General features: G+C 72.5%; 17 protein-coding genes. 12 read left to right on the top strand and 5 right to left on the bottom strand.

Going from position 1 to position 20,201, the window contains the following annotated elements:
* Window positions 1–97 precede the first annotated feature (97 nt).
* Complete coding sequence (locus ACFKCF_RS08475) at window positions 98–2,038, top strand: glycosyl hydrolase family 18 protein (RefSeq protein WP_394492393.1); 1,941 nt, start codon at window positions 98–100, stop codon at window positions 2,036–2,038.
* A gap of 46 nt (window positions 2,039–2,084) precedes the next feature.
* Here the strand turns inward: ACFKCF_RS08475 and ACFKCF_RS08470 are convergent, their stop codons facing one another.
* The 4 genes from ACFKCF_RS08470 to ACFKCF_RS08455 all read right to left on the bottom strand — a co-directional run bounded on the left by ACFKCF_RS08470 (window position 2,085) and on the right by ACFKCF_RS08455 (window position 5,552).
* On the bottom strand, window positions 2,085–2,942 hold the full coding sequence (locus tag ACFKCF_RS08470; protein WP_394492392.1) for an aldo/keto reductase: 858 nt from the start codon (window positions 2,940–2,942) through the stop codon (window positions 2,085–2,087).
* Between the two features lie 119 nt (window positions 2,943–3,061).
* Window positions 3,062–4,420: a sulfatase-like hydrolase/transferase gene (locus tag ACFKCF_RS08465; protein ID WP_394492391.1), complete on the bottom strand. Its 1,359-nt coding sequence runs from the start codon at window positions 4,418–4,420 to the stop codon at window positions 3,062–3,064.
* A gap of 10 nt (window positions 4,421–4,430) precedes the next feature.
* Window positions 4,431–4,556, bottom strand: coding sequence for a twin-arginine translocation signal domain-containing protein (locus ACFKCF_RS08460; protein ID WP_394492390.1), 126 nt, complete (start codon window positions 4,554–4,556; stop codon window positions 4,431–4,433).
* Window positions 4,557–4,571: 15 nt separating this feature from the next.
* Window positions 4,572–5,552, bottom strand: coding sequence for a LacI family DNA-binding transcriptional regulator (locus ACFKCF_RS08455; RefSeq protein WP_394492388.1), 981 nt, complete (start codon window positions 5,550–5,552; stop codon window positions 4,572–4,574).
* A 249-nt stretch (window positions 5,553–5,801) separates the two neighbouring features.
* Here ACFKCF_RS08455 and ACFKCF_RS08450 point away from each other — a divergent pair, with 249 nt between their 5' ends.
* The 6 genes from ACFKCF_RS08450 (at window position 5,802) to ACFKCF_RS08425 (ending at window position 14,695) form a co-directional block, all read left to right on the top strand.
* Window positions 5,802–9,263, top strand: a complete 3,462-nt coding sequence (locus tag ACFKCF_RS08450) for a WD40 repeat domain-containing serine/threonine protein kinase (protein WP_394492386.1) — start codon at window positions 5,802–5,804, stop codon at window positions 9,261–9,263.
* A gap of 11 nt (window positions 9,264–9,274) precedes the next feature.
* A complete protein-coding gene (locus tag ACFKCF_RS08445) occupies window positions 9,275–10,219 on the top strand; it encodes a hypothetical protein (RefSeq protein WP_394492384.1) in 945 nt (314 codons plus the stop codon).
* A 102-nt stretch (window positions 10,220–10,321) separates the two neighbouring features.
* Window positions 10,322–11,809, top strand: a complete 1,488-nt coding sequence (locus tag ACFKCF_RS08440) for a multicopper oxidase family protein (protein ID WP_394492382.1) — start codon at window positions 10,322–10,324, stop codon at window positions 11,807–11,809.
* Between the two features lie 41 nt (window positions 11,810–11,850).
* Window positions 11,851–12,576 carry a TetR/AcrR family transcriptional regulator gene (locus ACFKCF_RS08435; protein WP_394492380.1) on the top strand — a complete coding sequence of 242 codons (726 nt, stop codon included), beginning with the start codon at window positions 11,851–11,853 and terminating at the stop codon, window positions 12,574–12,576.
* 126 nt (window positions 12,577–12,702) lie between these two features.
* Entirely contained in the window at window positions 12,703–14,082 is a 1,380-nt protein-coding gene (locus ACFKCF_RS08430; RefSeq protein WP_394492378.1) for an APC family permease, read from the top strand.
* A gap of 16 nt (window positions 14,083–14,098) precedes the next feature.
* The gene (locus ACFKCF_RS08425) at window positions 14,099–14,695 is read left to right on the top strand and encodes a GPP34 family phosphoprotein (protein WP_394492376.1); all 597 of its coding nucleotides are present in this window, start codon (window positions 14,099–14,101) and stop codon (window positions 14,693–14,695) included.
* Window positions 14,696–14,769: 74 nt separating this feature from the next.
* Here ACFKCF_RS08425 and ACFKCF_RS08420 read toward each other — a convergent pair whose 3' ends face one another.
* Window positions 14,770–15,741 (bottom strand): helix-turn-helix transcriptional regulator, encoded by a 972-nt coding sequence (locus ACFKCF_RS08420; RefSeq protein WP_394492374.1) that lies wholly within the window; start codon window positions 15,739–15,741, stop codon window positions 14,770–14,772.
* A gap of 61 nt (window positions 15,742–15,802) precedes the next feature.
* On the opposite strand from ACFKCF_RS08420, the gene ACFKCF_RS08415 reads away from it, so the two are divergent.
* From ACFKCF_RS08415 to ACFKCF_RS08395, 5 genes are all read left to right on the top strand, one after another.
* Window positions 15,803–16,366, top strand: coding sequence for a DinB family protein (locus ACFKCF_RS08415; protein WP_394492372.1), 564 nt, complete (start codon window positions 15,803–15,805; stop codon window positions 16,364–16,366).
* Between the two features lies 1 nt (window position 16,367).
* Window positions 16,368–16,805, top strand: a complete 438-nt coding sequence (locus ACFKCF_RS08410; protein ID WP_394492370.1) for a VOC family protein — start codon at window positions 16,368–16,370, stop codon at window positions 16,803–16,805.
* A gap of 73 nt (window positions 16,806–16,878) precedes the next feature.
* Window positions 16,879–18,132: a lamin tail domain-containing protein gene (locus tag ACFKCF_RS08405; protein WP_394492368.1), complete on the top strand. Its 1,254-nt coding sequence runs from the start codon at window positions 16,879–16,881 to the stop codon at window positions 18,130–18,132.
* A 65-nt stretch (window positions 18,133–18,197) separates the two neighbouring features.
* A complete protein-coding gene (locus tag ACFKCF_RS08400) occupies window positions 18,198–18,764 on the top strand; it encodes a hypothetical protein (RefSeq protein ID WP_394492366.1) in 567 nt (188 codons plus the stop codon).
* A 148-nt stretch (window positions 18,765–18,912) separates the two neighbouring features.
* Window positions 18,913–20,190 carry a glycoside hydrolase gene (locus ACFKCF_RS08395; RefSeq protein WP_394492365.1) on the top strand — a complete coding sequence of 426 codons (1,278 nt, stop codon included), beginning with the start codon at window positions 18,913–18,915 and terminating at the stop codon, window positions 20,188–20,190.
* Window positions 20,191–20,201 lie beyond the last annotated feature (11 nt).

The following is a 20,201-nucleotide window of genomic DNA, read 5'->3' as shown; positions in this document are numbered from 1 at the left end:
CAAAGGCTAACGTCGTCTGCATAACTTAAAGGAAACTTTCCTAATAGTTTCCTGGCATCCCACCCCTCGCAGACCCCCAACCGGATGTCGGAGCGTCATGAGACACAGTGTCCTGAGCAAGATCCTGGTGGCCTTACTGCTGCCCCTCACGGCCGTGGCGGTCGCCCCGCCGCCGGCCACCGCCTCGGCGTACGCCGCCCTCGCCGAATGGGCCCCGTGGACGGCGTACACGGCGGGCACGCACGTCACGTACAACGGCGTCGAGTACGAGTGCGTCCAGAGCCACACCTCCCAGCCCGGCTGGGAGCCCCCGAACGTGCCCGCCCTGTGGAAGCCCTCGACCGGCGGTGGCACCGACACCACCGCCCCGTCGGTGCCCGGCAACCTGCGCTCGACGGGCGTCACCGGCAGCAGCGTCTCCCTCGCCTGGGACGCCTCCACCGACAACGTCGCCGTCACCGGCTACGAGATCTACCGAGGCGGCACCCTCGTCACCACCGTCACCGGCACCACCCACACCGACACCGGACTGGCCGCCGGCACCGCCTACAGCTACACCGTCCGCGCCCGCGACGCCGCCGGCAACCGCTCCGCCAACAGCAACACCGTCACCGCCACCACGACGGGCGGCGGCACGGACACCAGCCCGCCGACCGTGCCGGGCAACCTGCGCTCGACCGGCGTGAGCGGCAGCACCGTCTCCCTCGCCTGGAACGCCTCCACCGACAACGTCGCCGTCACCGGCTACGAGATCTACCGAGGCGGCACCCTCATCACCACCGTCACCGGCACCACCCACACCGACACCGGACTGGCCGCCAACACCGCCTACAGCTACACCGTCCGCGCCCGCGACGCCGCCGGCAACCGCTCCGCCAACAGCAACACCGTCACCGCCACGACCACGGGCGGCGGCGGAGGCGGGAACAAGGTGCTCGGCTACTTCGTGCAGTGGGGCGTCTACCAGCGCGGATACCACGTCAAGAACATCGACACGAGCGGCTCGGCGGCCAAGCTGACCCACATCAACTACGCGTTCGGCAACGTGCAGAACGGCCAGTGCGCGATCGGCGACAGCTACGCCGACTATGACCGCTTCTACCAGGCGGGCGAGAGCGTGGACGGCGTGGCCGACACCTGGGACGCGGGCGCGCTGCGCGGCAGCTTCAACCAGCTGCGCAAGCTCAAGAAGAAGTACCCGAACCTGAAGGTGCTGTTCTCCTTCGGCGGCTGGACCTGGTCCGGCGGCTTCACCCAGGCCGCGCAGAACCCCACGGCCTTCGCCAACTCCTGCTACAACCTGGTCGAGGACCCGCGCTGGGCGGACGTGTTCGACGGCATCGACATCGACTGGGAGTACCCGAACGCCTGCGGCCTCACCTGCGACTCCAGCGGCCCGGCGGCGTTCAGGAACGTCATGTCGGCGCTGCGTGCCCGCTTCGGCTCCGGCAACCTGGTCACCGCGGCCATCACCGCCGACGGCACGAACGGCGGCAAGATCGACGCGGCCGACTACGCGGGCGCCGCGCAGTACGTCGACTGGTACAACGTCATGACGTACGACTACTTCGGCGCCTTCGCCCCGCAGGGCCCGACCGCCCCGCACTCCCCGCTCACCTCCTACTCCGGCATCCCGACGCCGGGCTTCTACTCCGACGCCGCGATCCAGAAGCTCAAGGGCAAGGGCGTGCCGGCGAGCAAGCTGCTGCTCGGCATCGGCTTCTACGGCCGCGGCTGGGCCGGGGTCACGCAGGCGGCGCCCGGCGGCACGGCCTCGGGACCCGCGCCGGGCACGTACGAGCAGGGCATCGAGGACTACAAGGTGCTCAAGACCCGCTGCCCGGCCACCGGCACGGTCGCGGGCACGGCGTACGCGTACTGCGGCGGCCAGTGGTGGAGCTATGACACGCCGAGCACGATCGGCGGCAAGATGAGCTACTCGAAGAGCCAGGGCCTCGGCGGCGCGTTCTTCTGGGAGCTCAGCGGCGACACCACGAACGCCGAACTCCTCACAGCCATGAAATCCGGCCTGAACTGACCCGGCGTTCCGGCGGGCCCCTCATCGGGGGCCCGCCAGAGTGCCGTCAGCGGGCGGCGGCGGTCAGCTCGCTCACCTGCTCGGCCGACAGTTCCACGGTGGAGGCGGCGAGGTTCTCCTCCAGGTGAGCCACCGAGGACGTGCCCGGAATCGGCATCATCACCGGCGAACGCGCCAGCAACCAGGCCAGGCTCACCTGCGCGGGCGTCGCCCCGACCGCCTTGGCCACGTCATCCACGGGACTCCCGGCCGCCGCCAGCGCACCCTTGGCGATGGGGCTGTAGGGGATGAACCCGATCCCCTGCTCCTCAGAGTGCTCCAGCACGTCCTCCGAGAACCCGTTGGTGAGGCTGTAGCGGTTCTGCACGGTGACGATCTCGACGATGCGCCGCGCCCGTTCGAGCTCCTCGACGCTCACCTCCGACAGGCCGATGCTGCCGATCTTGCCTTCGTCCCGCAGCGCCTTCAGCTCGCCGAGCTGGTCCTCCAGCGGCACCTCCGGGTCGATGCGGTGCAGCTGGAGCAGGTCGATCCGCTCCACCCCGAGCCGCCGCAGGCTCATCTCGACCTCCTGCCGCAGGTACGCGGGCCGTCCCACGACCACCCACTGTCCCGGCCCCGGCCGCACGAACCCGGCCTTGGTCGCGATCAGGAGCCGCTCCGGGTACGGGTGCAGCGCCTCCCGGATGATCTCCTCACTGATGTAGGGCCCGTAGGAGTCGGCGGTGTCGATGAGGTCGACGCCCAGCTCCACGGCCCGCCGCAGCACCCGTACGGCCTCGTCGTGATCGCGCGGCGGCCCCCAGACCCCGGGCCCGGTGAGGCTCATGGCCCCGAAGCCGAGCCGGTGGACGGTCTTGTCACCGATGGCGAACGTGCCGGTGGACTGGAGGTCTATGGACATACGGGTTCCCCGTTTCGCTGTCAGCTGGGCCGTTTACGCATCTCCCATCTTCGCCTCAGCCAGCTCCCCTGCCACACTCCGGGGCGCCAGGTCAGCCCACCGGTGCGAGCACCGCCGTGTCACCTGGGCTGGTGGCCGAAGCGGACCGGTTTGGAGCCGCTCAGCCGTACCTCCGGGTCGGTCATCGCCTGTGGCGGCGCGGGGCGCTCGGCGGCCGGCTCGATGACCGGCCCGGCCCCTTCGGCCTCCGCGATCCGACGGACGAGCCGTTCCCGCAGCTGCGCCGCCACCCCGGCGTGCGACGGGAATCCGGCCAGGTTGACCAGCTCGTGCGGGTCGTTCTCCAGGTCGTACAGCGCCTGCTCCCGGTAGCGGGCGGAGCCGGCGTCGTCCCACGGGTGGGCGTGCTCGGCGACGGCGTAGTACTTCCAGCGTGCGGTACGGATCCCGCGTCCCACCTCCGACTCGCTCACCTGGAAGAACACCTCCTCGGGCCAGGCCGTCCGGGAGTCGCGGACCAGCGGGAGGAACGAGCGGCCCTGCATTGCTTCGGGCACGGGCAGCCCGGCGGCCTCCAGGAGCGTGGGAGGCAGGTCGATGGTGCTGACGGGGCGCGAGACGGCGCCGCCGCCGTCGAAGCCGGGGCCGCGCAGCGCCAGGGGCACGCGGAGCGAGGCGTCGTGGCACGAGCGCTTGTACTCGCCGTTGCGGGTCTTGAAGTGGTTGCCGTGGTCGGAGGTGTACGCCACGATCGTGTCGTCCAGCAGGTCCATGCTGCGCAGCGCGTCCAGCAGCCGCCGGAGCCCCTCGTCCAGCCGCTTGACCTGCCCCAGGTAGCCGCCCATGTGCTGGTGGGCGGTGCCGCCGAGGGCGGCCAGGTCCGGCGGCATCCAGCGGCCCTGGTAGCGCTCCTCGTAGCCGTCGGGGGCCGGGTAGTTGTCCACCTCGTTCTGGTGGTGCGGCTCCAGGAACGACAGGAACAGGAAGAACGGCTCCTCGTGGTGGTCGGCGACGTACCTGATGGCGGCGTCCACGAGGGCGTCGGAGCGGTAGCCGGGCAGCAGCACGGGGTCGTTGGCCTCGTCGTACACGATCGTGCGGTAGGCGTCCGAGGTGTGCTCCAGCGCGTTCGCGGCCAGCCACGACCGGTAGCCGCCGCGCCGGTCGGCCGGGACCGGCTCGCTGCCGCCGAGATGCCACTTGCCGATGTAGCCGGTGGCGTAGCCGGCCGCGCCGAAGTGGTGGGCCAGCGTGCGCTCCTCGGGCGGCAGCACGCGGCCGTTGCGGTAGACGCCGGTCGTGGTCGGGTAGCGGCCCGTCTGCAGCGCGGCCCGGGCGGGCGCGCACACCGGCTGCGGCGTGAGCGCGACCGTGGCCTGCGTGCCGTGCCTGGCCATCCTGTCGAGATTGGGGGTGAAGGGGCCGACGGTGTCCCACCGCTGCTGGTCGGTGAAGAACACGATCACGTTCGGACGCAAGAAATGACTCCTATTTGAGGCCGGTGAGCGCGATGCCGCGCACGAAGTATCGCTGGGTGAGGACGAACAGGACGGGCACAGCAGCGGTGGCGGCGGCCAGGCGGAGCAGGTCACGGCGGGACAGAGGGGAGGACATCTCAGGATTTCCCTTCTACGAAGAGCCCCGCCGCAGGAAGGTCCAGGAGCGGACGATCTCGCGGGCGGGTGGCTGCTCCTCCGCCTGGAGGCGGTCGAAGAGCAGGCGTGCGACGTCGGTGTAGTCGTGGCGGAGCGGGCCGACGGTGCTGAGCTGCGGATTGCTGATGAGACCCTCGTCGATGTTGCCGGCGCCGACGATCGCCACGTCGCCGGGCACGCTGAGCCCGGCGTCCCTGGCGGCCCAGATCGCGCTGATGGCGGCCCGGTCGGAGGCCGCGAAGATCGCGTCGGGGCGGTCGGGCGAGCGCAGCAGCTCGGCGGCGGTCTGGTAGGCGGCCACGCGGTCGTCCGCGCCGGTGGTGATGATCCGCTCGCTCACGCCGTGCCGGTCGAGGGCGGTCGTGTAGCCGAGCAGCCGGCCTGCGGGCCGCTCCCGGTGGAGCTCGTGGCGGTGCGCCAGGAACGCGATGCGCCGCCTGCCCTGGGCCAGCAGGTGCTCGACCGCCTCCGCGCACGCCTCGGCCTCCGGAGTGCGTACGACGTCGCAGCCCTCCAGCCCGCCCTCGTTGCTCAGGACCACCATCGGCAGCCCGGTGCCGGCGAGCCCGGTGACCAGGTCGCGGGTGAGGTGGTCGCCGACGACGTTGATCAGCGCGCCGTCGGCGATGCCGCTGCGCAGCACGTCTACGGCGGCCTTCGCGCGGGCCTCGGAGTAGACGGCGAGCGTCACCACGGAGTAGCCGCGGGCGTCGGCCATCTCGTGCAGGTCGGTGGCCAGGCGCTCGTCGCTCGGCACGCCGCCGAGCGAGCTCAGCACCAGGCAGATCCGCTGGGTGCGGCGCTTGCGCAGGCTCCTGGCGGCCTGGTTGGGGGTGTAGCCGAGCTGCCTGGCGGCCTCGATCACCCGCTGCCTCGTCTCGGCGGCCACGGGGCGGTCCCGGCCGCTGAGCACGTAGGAGACGGTCGCCACGGACACGTTCGCCAGCTCGGCCACTTGTCGCGCTGTAGGTCTCATGTTAGTCGTATAACCTAGCATTCCCTATGGAAATAAGGGAAATTTCTGGCCTCTGAGATGGGTGATGAGGTCGGCATGCCGATGGCTCTCACTCGGCTGTGCGATGGCATGTTAATCGTTTAGCACCGTATGCCTGCGGTGTTCGCCAGATCAACCCCATCGGCTCGGGTTTTCCCTAGGACATTCCCGGTGGCGCCTGATGGTGGGCAATCGCTAGCTTGGGTATCCGTGACGCCTCTTTTGCCGGGCGACCCGGCACAACTGGGCGAATACTGGCTGGCGGGCCGGCTGGGTGCGGGCGGGCAGGGGGTCGTCTACGACGCCTACGACGACGCCGGCCGCCGCGTGGCGATCAAGGTCATCCGCCCGGAGTCCCTGGAGCACCCCGGGGCCAGGGCCGACTTCGTCAAGGAAGTGACGGCCGCGCGGAAGGTGGCCGCGTTCTGCACGGCCCGCATCATCGACGCCGACCTCGACGGGCCCACGCCGTACATCGTGAGCGAGCACATCGAGGGGCCCAGCCTGCGCACGGCCGTCGAGCGGCACGGGCCGTTCGACGCCGACCGGCTGCACCGGCTGGCCGTCGGGGTGGCCACGGCGCTGGCCGCCATCCACGACGCCGACGTGGTGCACCGGGATCTGAAGCCGGCCAACGTGCTGCTCGGGCCCGACGGGCCACGGGTGATCGACTTCGGGCTCGCCAGGACGGGCGAGATGTCGCAGACGACCGAGGGCGGGTTCGCGGCGGGCACGCCGCCGTACATGGCGCCCGAGCGGCTGGCCGGGCAGCGCGGCGGATCCGCCGTGGACGTGTGGGCGTGGGGCGCGATGATGCTGTACGCGGCCACCGGGCGGCCGCCGTTCTCCGGCGACCTCGCCCTCCTGCGTTACCAGGTGGCCGCCACGCGGCCCGACTTCACCGTGCTGGCCGAGCCGCTGCGGCGCCTGGTGACCGAGGCGATGTCGCTGGAGGCGGAGGCCCGGCCGCCGGCGCGGTCCCTCCTGCTCGACCTCATCGCCATGAACGGCGCCGCCAACGGGCCGGGCCTGTCGCAGGGCGGGCTCTCCGGGCTGCTCAGCAGCGGCAGCCGGGCCGCCGGCGAGGTCGGGCCGCCCGCCGAACCGCCCACGCCGTCACCGGCCGAGGTCGCCGAGGCCGTCTACGGGCGGCTCAGCCCCGAGGACCGGGCGCTCGCGCCTTCGGCTCTGCTGCGCATGGTCCGCTCCGACGAGAGCGCCGAGGCCGCGCTCAGGGAGGCGGCCACGCGGGATCTCGTCGACGGCGCGCGGGACCCGGCCGGCGTGGAGCGGGTGCTCCAGGCGTACACGGGCGCGGGCCTGCTCGTCCACAAGGGCGAGTCGATCACGCTGGCGGGGGCGGCGCTGCTGCGGGCGTGGCCGCGCCTGCGGGACTGGGTCGAGGCCGATCGCCCGGCGCTGACCGTCCACCACGCCCTGAACAGGGCGGCCACGGTGTGGCACGCGAACGGCCGCCGCCCCGACGACCTCTACCGGGGCACGGTCCTGGACGAGACCGTCGAATGGGCCGCGAACGGGCGCGGGCCGCTCCGGCCGAACCAGCGCGAGCAGGCGTTCCTGGACGCCTCCCGCGAGCACGCCCGGGACCTGGCCAGGCGGCGCCGGCGCGTCCGAGGCACGATCGCGGCGCTGGTCGCGGTGCTGCTGGCCGCGGTGGGGGTCGTGGTGGTGCAGAACGTGCTGGGCACCCGCCAGCGGGACACGTCGGCGGCCCGCCGGGTGGCCGCGCTCGCGAACCGGACCCGGGCCGGCGACCCGCTGACGGCGCTGCTGCTGAGCGTGGCCGCCTGGCGGCTCGCGCCCGTGGCCGAGGCGCGCTCGGCCATGTACGCCTCGCTCGCCCAGCGCGAGCGCTCGGCCTTCCACCCCGGTCCGGTCTCGGGCTCGGCCCGATTCGACCTCAGCGACGACGGCACGCGGCTGGCCGTGCTGGACGACGGCAGGTTCACGCTGTGGGACGTGACCACCGGGCGGCCCGCTCGCGCCTTCGGCGGGGTGAGCGCCCCCACGAACGGTGCTGTGAGCGCGATCGCGCTCAGCGCCGACAGCCGCAGGCTGGCCGTGTCGGGCGAGCGGTCGATCTCCGTCTGGGACGCCGAGCGCGGGGTGCGGGTCGCCGAGTTCGGGGAGGGCGCGCAGCGGCTGGCCTTCAGCCCCAGACGGCTGCTGCTGGCGGCCACCACACCCGAGGGCCGCGTGCGGGTGTGGGACCTCACCAGCCAGCGCCCGCTGGCCGTCGGCGACGCCACCGAGGTCGCCTTCTCCGCCGACGACGGCCTGATGGCGGCCACCCTGCCCGGCGGCCGGACCGAACTGCGCGACTGGCAGGGCGTGCTGGCCCGGCTCCCCGGCGCGGCGCTCGCGTTCGACCCGGCGCGGCGCGAACTGGCGGTACGGACGGGCGGCGACGTCCGCTTCTGGGACCTCGTCGCGCGACGCTGGCGGGAGCCGGTGCTGAAGGGGTTCGGGGCCCGCGCGCTGCGCTTCAGCCAGGACGGCCGTTTCCTGGCCGCCTACGACGGGTCGGACCTCGCCCTCTGGTCGCGGGACGGCACCCGGCTGCTGTCCCACCCTGTCGGCGAGCTCGTGTCCGGGCTCCGGCTGCCTCCGGGCACGCTCGCCTTCGGGCTGCTCGACGGCACGGTCGTGACCCTGGACGTCTCCGACCTCACCCGCCCGCGCACGCTGGCGCCCGGGGTCGAGGACGGGCTGATCGATTCCGCGCGGCGTACGGTGATCGTGCGGCGGCCCGGGGTGGAGGTCTGGCACCTGGGCGGGCTGGAACGGCTGGCGGCCCTGCCGGTCACCCCGACCGCGATGGCGCTGAGCCCCGGCGGCACGCTGCTGGCCGTCGGGACGGCCGATCCCGCCCGGGTGACGCTCTGGAACCTGACGACGGGCGCGAAGGAGCGGACGTTCCCCGTCAAAGGCGCGAGCGAGGTGGGCGGGCTCGCGTTCGCCCCGGACGGCACGACGCTGGCGGTGGCGCCCTTCCAGGAGACCGTCACCCCGCCCGCGAGCAACTGGCGCGACGTCCAGCTCTGGGACGTCCGCCGCGGGGTCAGGACGCGGACGCTGAGCGTCCCCGGCGGCTCCGGCATGGTCTTCCGCCCCGACGGGCGGGAGCTGGCGGTGAACGGCGCGGACGGCGCGCTCGCGTCGCCGGCCAGGGCCGCGGCCGTCACCAGGCCGTTCGGGGAGAGCGCGGACGGCGTGCGGGCCATCGCGTACAGCCCGGACAGCAGGGTCATCGCCACCGGCGCGCTGGCCGCCGGGGTGACGCTCTGGAACGCCGCCGACCGCAGGCAGCTGGCCCACCTGCCGCTCAAGGGGTTCGGGGCGGTGGACGTGCTGGCGTTCTCGCCCGACGGGCGGACTCTGGCCGTCGGCGGCTCGAACCGCGTCCAGCTCTGGGACGTCGCCGAACGCGCTCCACTCGGCCCGCCCGCCGTGTACCCGGCGGGCGAGGTGGTCGCGCTGGCCTTCGACGCCGGGCGGCTGCGCTGGCTGCGGACCGACGGCACGCTCGGCGACCAGCCCGCCACCTCCGCCGGCGTGGCCGCCGCCCTGTGCGCCAGGGCCGGGCGCTCGCTCTCCCGGAGCGAGTGGGAACGGCTCATCCCCGGCACGCCCTACCGCGAGATCTGCTGACAGGAGGAGACATGCAGCCTTCGCCCGACATCGTCGCCATCCAGGTGACGCCGCAGCCGGTCGTCCTGGACACCGGCGAGGTCGCGCTCCGGATCGAGGTGTCCACCGCGAACGCCACCCGGTTACGCGGCCGGCTGCTGAGCCCGGAGGGGACGCGCGTACCGCTCGAGTTCGCCGCCCAGCCGCCGCCGTGCGACTGGCTGGCCACGCACACCCTCCGGCCCGCCGACCGGGAGGGGACGTGGCAGGTCGAGGCGCGGTCGGGCCGGGCGGCGGCCGTGCACGCGTTCGACGTCGACCGGCGCGGGGCCAAGGCCGAGGCGCGGTTCGAGTCCTTCGACGCCGAGCCCCGCCAGGTCCCCAGAGGCGACCTGATCCGGCTCATCGGCCGGCTGGAGCTGGTCAAGAACGGCTCCTCCGGCCCGGCGGCCGGCCTGCCGGTCGTGATCGCGTTCCAGGAACAGGAGACGTGCGGCTGGCGCGAGCTCGCCGAGGCGGTCACCGACGACCTGGGCCGGTTCGCCGCGCAGGCGCCCGTCATGGAGAGCGGCGAGTGGCGGGCCGAGGTCCGCAGCGACCCCGAGGTGATCGGGGCGGTGAGCGCGGCGGTGTTCGTGGAGGCGACGGCCGAGCAGCGGTACGCCACCCAGCTCGACTACGCGGTACGGCGGGCGAGCGGCGGCACCGTGCACTCGGGACGGCTGCGCGGCAGGCCGGGCGCGTCCTGGGAGGGCCTGGGGAACCAGCGCATCTGGGTCTTCTACCGCAAGCCGGGCGCGCCGTCGGGGGCGTTCAACTCGGTCGACAAGAGCACCCTGACCCGGGACAGCCCGGTCCTGAGCAAGGGCCGCTTCGAGCTCCGCACCGGGTCGAAGAGCGGCGGCGCGTGGCGGGTGCAGTACTTCGGCACCAACCTCGCTGTGGGCGTCGCGAGCGACGCCAAACCCGCGCCGTGATCGGCCCCGCCCGGTACGCACCAGGGATCTCCATCGGCGTGGCGAGGGGATTTAGACCGTTACCCTCCGTAATCTCGCCTGGTGAGCGGAGGGAGAGGTGTCGTGGGTGGTTGGTCGAGTTCGTGGGGTACGGGTGGGCGGATTTCCCGCCGGACGTTCGTCACCGGCACATTCGCCAGTGCGCTGGCCGGCGCCGTCCCCTTGCTGGGCGCCCCGCCCGCGACGGCGGCGCCACGGCCCGGGGGGATGGTGCTGCGGGCCCGGCCCGCGACGGTCTCCCTGGGGCGGCGCGAGGTGCGCACCTGGACGTACAACGGCGACGTCCCCGGCCCGCAGATCAGGGTGATGGCCGGTGAGCGGGTCCGCGCGCGGCTGGTCAACGAGTTGCCCGCGGCGACCACCGTGCACTGGCACGGCATCCGGCTCGACTTCCCCATGGACGGCGCGCCCGGGTTCAGCCAGGAGGCGACCCAGCAGGGCAAGACGTTCGACTACGACTTCGTCGTGCCCGATCCCGGCACGTACTTCTACCACTCGCACGTCGGCACCCAGCCCGACCGCGGGCTGTACGGCACGCTGATCGTCGGCGACCCGCGGGAGCCGCTCGAGTACGACGAGGAGTTCACCGTCGTGCTCGACGACTGGCTGGACGGCATCGAGGGCACTCCGGACGACGCCCTGGCACGGCTGAACGCGTCCACCGACCACGACGACACCCTGCGCAGCGAGGCGCTCGGCGGCGTGGCCGCCGAGATGCGGCACCCGCTGTACCTGGTCAACGGCCGGTCGCCGGACGCCCCCATGAGCTTCCGCACCGCGCCGGGCCGCGTGGTCAGGTTCCGGGTGATCAACGCGGCCTCCGACACCGCCTTCCGCGTGGCGCTCGGCGGGCATCGCATGACCGTCACCCACACCGACGGGTTCCCGTGCCGTCCCGTGAACGTGGACACGTTCCTCATCGGCATGGGCGAGCGCTACGACTTCCTGACCCGGCTCGACTCGGGCGCGTTCCCGCTGGTCGCGGTGGCGGAGGGCAAGCGGGGGCGGGCGTTCGCGGTGGTGCGGACGGATCGCCGGGCGGAGGCGCCGGCGAGCGACGTCCAGGTGCCGGAGCTGACCGAGCGGATGCTGGCCTACCGGGACCTGGAGGCCCCGTCGTCCCACGATCTCCCCCGCCCGTCCAGGTCCATCACGGTGACGCTCGGCATGCGGCCGTCCGGCAACGAGTGGACGATGAACGACAAGGTCACCAGTGACCACCTGCGGCTGCGCGTGGACCGGGGGGAGACGGTCCGGCTGATCGTGGACAACCAGTCGCCCATGTGGCACCCGATGCACCTGCACGGCCACACGTTCCAGCTGCGCCTGCCCGACGGGCGCGGGCCGCGCAAGGACACCGTGAACATCAAGCCGCGCCAGCGGCTGCACCTGGACGTGCTCGCCGACAACCCCGGCGAGTGGATGTTCCACTGCCACAACCTGTATCACCAGGAGCAGGGCATGATGGGCGCCATCGGCTACGGCCCGGCCCCCAGCAACACGGGCCACCGGCCCCAGCAGCACAACCGCAAGCGGAAGCGTCGACGCTAACAGCGTTCGCATATGCGTACGATGTGCGCTATGGTGGGGGCATGGCGAAAGACGAGCAGTCCATCCCTTCGGTGTGGGCGCGGCCGCGCCGCGAGCGCGAGCAGCCGGCGCTGAGCCGCGACCAGATCGTGGCCGAGGCCGTCCGGCTGCTCGACGAGGAGGGCATCGACGCCCTGAGCATGCGCCGCCTCGGCAGCCGGCTCAACGCCGGGGCGACCTCCCTCTACCGCCACGTGGCCAACAAGGACGAGCTGATCGAGCTGGCCGTGGACGCGGTCTACGGCGAGCTGCCGCTGCCCGAGGAGAGCGACGCCATCCAGTGGCGGGCGGTCATCGCGCGCATCGCCCACAGCCTGCGCGCCACGATCCTGCGCCACCCCTGGATGGCCGCCAAGCTCGGCGAGGTCGGGCTGGCCTACCTGGGGCCCAACATGCTGCGCCAGACGGAGCACATGCTCGGCGTCCTCGAGTCCGCCGGTTTCCCGCTCGACGAGGCCGACCAGGCGATGAGCACGCTGGTCGCGTACGTGCTCGGCGTCACCACCAGCGAGGCCGCGATCCTGTCCATGATCGCCCGCAGCGGCCAGACCGAGCAGGAGTGGGTGGAGCACCTGTGGCCGGCGGCCGAGCGGGCCGTGCAGGACTACCCGCGCCTGCGCGCCCGTTACGCCGCGCAGCGCGACCAGGTCTCCTCCCAGACCAACGAGGACGGCTTCGAGTACGGCCTCCAGCGGGTCCTCGACGGCCTCCAGTCCCGCCTCGGCTGAACCCCCATTTCAGAGCCCTGCTCACGTGTGACATAAGCCTGCCATCGGTCTTGCGACGCGGCCTCGGGCTACGGAAGGATCGCCCAATCGAACCCCCCGTTCCCGCATGACCTTGGAGAGGCCGTCGTGCCCACACAGCACGCGAACGTCGAGCAGTTCGGATACCGGCAGGAGTTACGCCGCGGGGTCGGGCTGACCGACCTCGTGTCCTACGGCCTGGTGTTCATGGTGCCGATTTCCCCGTTCGCGATCTTCGGCTCCGTCTACGCCCGCTCGGGCGGCATGCCGGCCCTTGCGTACCTCGTCGGAATGATCGCCCTGCTCTTCACCGCCGCCTCGTACGCGCAGATGGTCAAGGCGTTCCCGCTGTCCGGCTCGGTCTACAACTACGCGGGCCGCGGCATCGCGCCGCCGGCCGGCTTCCTGACCGGGTGGATGGTCCTGCTGGACTACATCCTCGTGCCGTGCCTGCTCTACCTCGTCGCGTCCATCGCCATGCACGCCATCGTGCCGGAGATCCCCGTGTGGGCCTGGCTGATCGCCTTCGTGGCGCTCAACACCACGATCAACCTCCGGGGCATCCGGATGACGGTCAAGCTCACCCGCATCATGATCGTGTTCGAGCTGGTCGTGCTGGCGCTGTTCCTCGTGGTTGGCGTCTGGGCCCTGCTCCAGGGCAAGGGCCGCGGGTTCAGCCTCTCCCCGCTGTTCAACCTGGAGACGTTCTCCTGGCCGGTGGTGTTCGCGGCGGTGTCGGTGGCCGTGCTGTCGTTCATCGGCTTCGACGGGATCAGCATGCTGGTCGAGGAGTCCACCGGCGGGTCCGAGCAGGTGGGCAAGGCCATGCGGCTGGCCCTGGTGCTGGCGGGCGTGCTGTTCATCGTGCAGGTGTGGGTGGCCGCCCTGCTGGTGCCCGACCCGGCGGGCCTCCTGCGGCACGGGGGCGACACCGCGTTCTACGACGCGGCCGCGGTGGCCGGCGGCGAATGGCTCAGGCACCTCACCTCGACCGCCACCGCGCTCTCCTGGGGCGTGGCCAACACCATGGTGGCCCAGGTCGCGGCCTCCCGCCTGCTCTACGCGATGGCCCGCGACCGGCAGCTCCCGTCGTTCCTGGCGAAGGTGTCGGTCAGGCAGTCGGTGCCGGCCAACGCCATCATGCTCGTCTCGCTGCTGTCCGTCGGCGTCGGGATCTGGATGTCCACCCGCGCCGACGGCGTCGACCTGCTCAGCAGCCTGATCAGCATGGGCGCCATGGTCGCGTTCATCGTCCTGCACGCGTCGGTGATCGTGCACTACTCGCTGCGCCTCGGCTCAGACGCCATGTGGAGGCACCTCGTCGCACCGCTGATCGGGATGGGGATCCTCGTCTTCGTCGTGATCAACGCCCAGGTGATGGCGCAGCTGGTGGGCCTGATCTGGCTCGGCGTCGGCGTCCTGGTGCTGGCCGGCCTGTACGCGCTCGGCCGCCGGCCCACCGTCCACGGCCTGACCGGACGTCTCTGACGAGCGAGGGGACACCATGAACCGGCTGCCGCTCCACGAGGACCTGTACCTCATCGCGCACGACCAGTCCGGCAAGCCCCTGATCCACCAGTCGTCGATGGCTCTGGGGCTGGCCGGCGCGGTGCTGCTCGAACAGGCCATCAGCGGTCGCGTCACCGTCGCGGGCGGCCACGTGACCGTCTCCGGCGACGCCCCCGTCCCCATGGCGGACGGCGACGTCAGGTTCCTGATCAAGAAGGAGGCGGACGGCCTCTACGACCGCACCCGGGAGGCCCTGCTCGCCTCGGGCGTGCTCGTCAGGGTGAGCAGGCGCCGCCTGGGCATGCTGCCGTACACGCGTTACCAGCTCGCCGACATCGCCTCGGTCGTCCGGGCCTCTTCGGGGGTGCGCTCGGCGGTGGAGGGCTGGAAACCGCCGGACGCGCGGTGCGCCGCGCTCTGCGGGCTGGTGGCGGTGCTGCGGCTGGAGGCGGAGCTCTACCTCGACCAGCCGGCGAACCGGCTGGTCGGCCGCCTCCGCGAGATCGCCTCGGCCGCCCCGCCCGTGGTGGGCGAGCTGGTCGCGGTCGTGGACACCCTGGTCGCGGAGGCCGCCGTGGCGGTGTACCGCTAGCCGGGCCCGTCAGCTCGGCCCGTCAGCTCGGCCCGTCAGCTCGGCCCGTCAGCTCGGCCCGTCAGCTGGGCCCGTCAGCTGGTCCCCTGGCTGGGCCCGGCCATCGCCGCGAGGCGGCGGGCGAGCCGGGCGACGGCCTCCCGCAGCTCGGCGGGCTCCAGCACCTCCGCCTCGAAGCCCAGCCGGGCCACGTGCACGGCCAGCCAGTCGAGGTCCTGCCCGCCGGCGACGAGCACGCACCACCCGTCGCGATCGTCCTCGACCCGTCCCACCTGGGGCGGCACCAGCTCCCGCACCCGGTCGGGCGGGGCGTGCAGGCGCACCCGGGCGAGATACCGGTACGGCGCCTCGGCCACGGACCGCTGCACGTAGGCGACCGGGTCGGGATGCTCCCTCGCCCGGAAGCGCCAGGTCGTCGCCTCCACCTCGCGCATCCGGTCCAGCCGGAAGGTGCGCCAGCCGTCGCGGTCGACGTCCCAGGCCATCAGGTACCAGCGGCGGCCGGTGGAGACCATCCGCACCGGCTCGACCGTGCGCTCGCGCTGCCCGCCGTCGTGGCCGGGATACCGGAACCGCACCCGCACGGCGTCGCGGCAGGCCCGCGCGAGCGTCGTCAGCAGCTCCGCGTCGATCTCGACCCCGGGGCCGACCAGGGTCTCGGTGGCGCCGTACACCGCCCGGACCTCGGCGCGCAGCCGGGGCGGCATCACCTGGTCGAGCTTCGCGAGCGCCCGCAGCGCCGCCTCGCCCGCCCCGGCGACCGTGCCTCCCGCCGCCAGCCGCAGGGACACCGCCGTCGCGATCGCCTCCTCGTCGTCGAGCAGCAGCGGCGGCAGCCGGGTGCCCGCGCCGAGCTGGTAGCCGCCGCCGACGCCCGCCGACGCGTGCACGGGGTAGCCGAGCGCGCGCAGCCGCTCCACGTCGCGGCGCACCGAGCGGTCGGTGACACCCAGCTCGGCGGCGAGCTCGGCAGCGGTCCAGGACGGCCGGCGCTGCAGCAGCGCCAGCAGCCGCAGCACCCGCTCGGTCGTCGACTCGACAGTCACGCGCTCATCGTTCCACAGATCACGGACCGATCCTGTCCGCTATGTGCGGGAGGCTTGACCCATGAACTGGAACACCCTGCTGCGGGATCAGACCGACTGGCACTGGACCCATCAGCTGCGCGATCGCCTCGACGGGCTCACCGATGACGAGTACTTCTGGGAGCCGGCGCCCGGCTGCTGGAGCGTGCGGCCGCGCGGCACCGGCACCGCGCCGGTGCGCGCCGGGTCCGGCGCGATGACCATCGACTTCGCGATGCCGATGCCCGAGCCGCCGCCGTTGACGACGATCGCCTGGCGGCTCGGGCACGTGATCGTCGGCGTGCTCGCGATGCGCAACGCCTCGCACTTCGGCCGCACGCCCACCGACTACGAATCCTTCGAGTACGCTCCGACCGCGGGCGCGGCGCTGGCCCAGCTCGACGCCGAGTACGCCGCCTGGCTGGCCGGGGTGGAGTCGCTCGGCGAAGCCGGTCTCGCCGGGCCGTGCGGCGAGGCGGAGGGACCCTACGCAGAGTTCCCGCTGGCGGCGCTGGTGCTGCACATCAACCGCGAACTGATCCACCATCTGGCGGAGGTGTGCCTGCTGCGCGACCTCTACCTGCACACCGACCGGGAGGCGAGCTGAGATGGCCCGCGACATTCAGATCACCTTCGACTGCGCCGACCCGGCCGGGCTGGCCGCGTTCTGGGCCGAGGCCCTCGGCTACCGGCTGCAGGACCCGCCCAAGGGCTTCGAGTCGTGGGAGCAGGCCCTGGAGGCGATGGGCGTGCCGCCCGAGCGCCGCAACGACGCCTCGGCGCTGATCGACCCCGAGGGCTCCGGGCCGCGGCTGTTCTTCCAGCGGGTGCCGGAGGGCAAGACGGCCAAGAACCGCGTGCACCTCGATGTGCGGGCCGCCCCCGGGCTCGCGGGCGAGGCGCGGATGGCGGCCCTGGAGGCGGAGGCCGACCGGCTCGTCTCCCACGGCGCCACCCGGCTCCAGCGCCACGAGCCGGCTCCCCCGCTCAGTGCCGGTCACATCGTGATGGCCGACCCCGAGGGCAACGAGTTCTGCCTCGACTGACCGGCCGCGCCCCCCATGGACGCCGCGAGGTGCGCGGGTTACGCTCCGCTCGCCACAAGATGGGGGGCAATCCATGACTTACACGCTTTTACGCGGGAATTTCGTGATCCGGTACGCGGATCTCCCGCGGCAGGGCCCCGAGCCCGACGGCGACACCGTGAAGTTCCTGCCCGACTCGCCCGCGCTGGTGGAGGCGCTGCCGCGGCGCTCCGGCCACCCGCCGAAGATCAACCGCCGCGGTGTCTCCGTGCGCCTGGAGGCCATCGACGCGCTGGAGACCCACTTCGAGGAGACGCACCAGCAGCTCGCCGGGGCCAACGCGGCCAGGGACGAGCTGCTGCGCCTCCTCGGGTTCACGAACGTGCGCTACTGGGAGGACCTGCCGAACAAGGTGAAGTCGGCGGACCAGGACTCCGTCCGCGGGCACGTGCTCACGAACGGGGTCGACGCGAACGGCCGGCTGATCGGGTTCGCCTACGCGGGTGACCATCCGGGGGCCGACGGAGCCTCGGTGTTCCTGGACCCGGCGCTCGTGGACGCGTCCGTCAACGGCACGCTGCTGGCCGGCGGGCTGGTCTATCCGGCGTTCTACGCGACGCTGCCTGGGGAGCTGCGTACGCACCTGGCGGAGGTGTCGCAGGCGGCCAGGAGCAAGGCCGCCGGTATCTGGCCCGGCTCGACCGCCGATCCCGACGGCGCCGCCGCCGTCACCGGCCTGGCCGACGCCGAGGGCCTGGTGATGTGGCCGAAGCTGTTCCGCCGCATCGTGCCGTACCTCGCGGCCGGTTTCACGGACTTCGACGGCTTCGACGCCTGGCTGCGCGCGGACCCGGTCAACCGGGACGACGAGGTGTTCCTGCTCGCCAAGCTCGAACGCGGCAACCTGCACGACGTGATCAAGGGGGCCGGGCAGCAGCTCCAGCTCACGGTGTGGCCGGAGGAGTTCATCATCGCCCCGGACCCGGCGCCGCCGGGCACCGTCGTCAAGCCGCCGCTGGTCGCGGCCGGGGACCTGCTGATCGTGGCGGCCCTCCCGGACCCGGCCGGCGCCGACCGCGGCCAGGAAACGATCACCCTGCTGAACCTCACTCCGGCCGCGATCGATCTCGAGGGCTGGGCCCTGTCGGACGCCGCCGGCGGGCGTAAGGCGCTGACCGGCCGCATCGACGCCGGGGCCGCGCTGCGGGTGACGCTGGACGGCGGGCTGCGGCTGGACAACGGCGGCGACACCGTCGTCCTGGTGGACCCGAAGGGCACCTCGATCGACCAGGTGACCTACCAGGCGAACCGCGTCAAGGCGGGCCGGACCATCGCCTTCGGCCGCTGACACGACCGGGGCGGCGCCGGGCCCCCGGCACCGCCCCACCTCACCGTCGACACGAAGGAGTCGTGATGTTAGGGACAAGGTCACTGTTGAGGCTGGCCGCCGGTGCGGCGGCGGGCTACGTGCTCGCCGTCCGTCCGTGGCACCTCCGCTGGGGCGCCGACGATCGCGAGGTCCACGGCGAGATGGCCGGCGACGACCTCGTACGGTCCCCGCAGTACCAGGCCACCAGGGCCGTCACCGTCGACGCTCCCCCGGCCGCCGTCTGGGCCTGGGTGGTCCGGCTGGGCGGCTACCGGCCGGGCGGCGGCACCCCCGAACCTCCTGCCACGGAGGAGGCGCTGAAGGTCGGGGACGTGCTGCACCCCGCGTCCGACGGCACCGGGTACGTCGTCGAGCAGGCCGGCCCGCCGCACACGCTCGTGCTCGCCCAGCGCGGCGAGAACGCCACCACCACCTGCTCGATCTCCCTGCGCGACCTGGACGGCAGGACGCGGATGGTCTGCCGCGTACGCATCCGCGCCCAGCCCGGCGTGCGCGGCACCGCCCACCTCGCCTCGATGGACCTGGCCGACTTCATGGCGATGCGCAGGCAGCTGCTGACCATCAAGGAACGCGCCGAGTCCGCGCACTGACTCGCAGTCCGAACACCGGTTGACGGGAGGCCCCTGGAGCGCTTACGGTTCCGGCGATGTCGATGAAACATATCGATATAAATCCGAAACTTTCGGAGGCGTCATGTTTCGTGGAGTCGTCGCGGTCGCCTTGCTCGGCCTCCCTGCGGTGAATCCCTCCCAGCCCCCCACCATCACCGTGAACGAGCACGTCAGGCACCAGGAGATCGACGGCTTCGGCATCTCCCAGGCGTTCCGGCGCAACGAGCTGCTCAAGGCGCTGCCGGAGTCGCAGCAGCGGGAGGTCCTGGACCTGTGGTTCGACCGCGAGAAGGGCGCCGGGCTCAGCATCCTGCGGCTCGGCATCGGCTCCTCCCCCGCCGGGAGCCCGTACGACCACATGGTGTCGATCCAGCCCGAGGACCCCGGCGGCCCGGACGCCCCGCCCAGGTACGTGTGGGACGGCGACGACAACAGCCAGGTGTGGGTGGCCAAGGCGGCCCAGGCGTACGGCGTGAAGCGGTTCTTCGCCGACGCCTGGAGCGCGCCCGGCTACATGAAGGACAACGGCGACGACAAGGGCGGCGGCACGCTGAAGCCCGAGTGGCAGCGGGCCTACGCGAACTACCTGGTGGCGTACACGAAGTTCTACGCCAAGGAAGGCATCAAGATCACCGACCTGGGGTTCACGAACGAGCCCGACTGGACGGCCTCGTACGCCTCCATGCGCTTCACCCCGGAGCAGGCCGCCCAGTTCGCCAAGGTGCTGGGCCCGGTGGCCAAGGGCACGCACGTGGTCTGCTGCGACTCGTTCGGCTGGAACCAGGCCAAGGCGTACACGGCCGCGATCGAGGCCGACCCCGAGGCCCGCCGCTGGGTGAAGACCCACACCGGGCACACCTACGCCAGCCCCGTGGACGGCCCCCTGCCGACGACCAGGAGGACCTGGATGTCGGAGTGGAACCCGAACGGCAGCACCTGGAACGAGAACTGGGACGACGGCAGCGGCTACGACGGCTTCGCGATCGCGCAGGCCGTCCACGACGCGCTCACGCTGGGCAACGTCAGCGGCTACGTCTACTGGCTGGGCGGCTCGCGCGGCTCGACCCGGGCGCTGCTGCAGCTCGACGACACGGCGAAGACGTATCGCGTGTCGAAGCGGCTGTGGGCGCTGGCGGCGTACAGCAGGTTCATCCGGCCGGGCGCGGTCCGGCTGGACACGGCGGCGGCGGACCCGGCGCTGAAGGTCTCCGCGTTCCGCAACCCGGACGGCTCGCGCGTCGTCGAGGTGCTCAACACGGGCACCGCGCCGGTCACGTGGCAGGGCGTGCGCGGCCGGGCGACCGCGTACCTCACGGACGGCGCCAACTCGCTCACCCCGTCCCCGGTGACGGGCCGCACGGTGACGCTGCAGCCGCGGGCACTCACCACGATCGTCATCCGATAACGAGGCCGCGA

The sequence above is a fragment of the Nonomuraea sp. JJY05 genome (assembly GCF_043496855.1).
GTDB lineage: Bacteria > Actinomycetota > Actinomycetes > Streptosporangiales > Streptosporangiaceae > Nonomuraea.
Note: the sequence above shows the minus strand (reverse complement) of the source record. Positions and strands in the feature narration are given on the sequence as shown.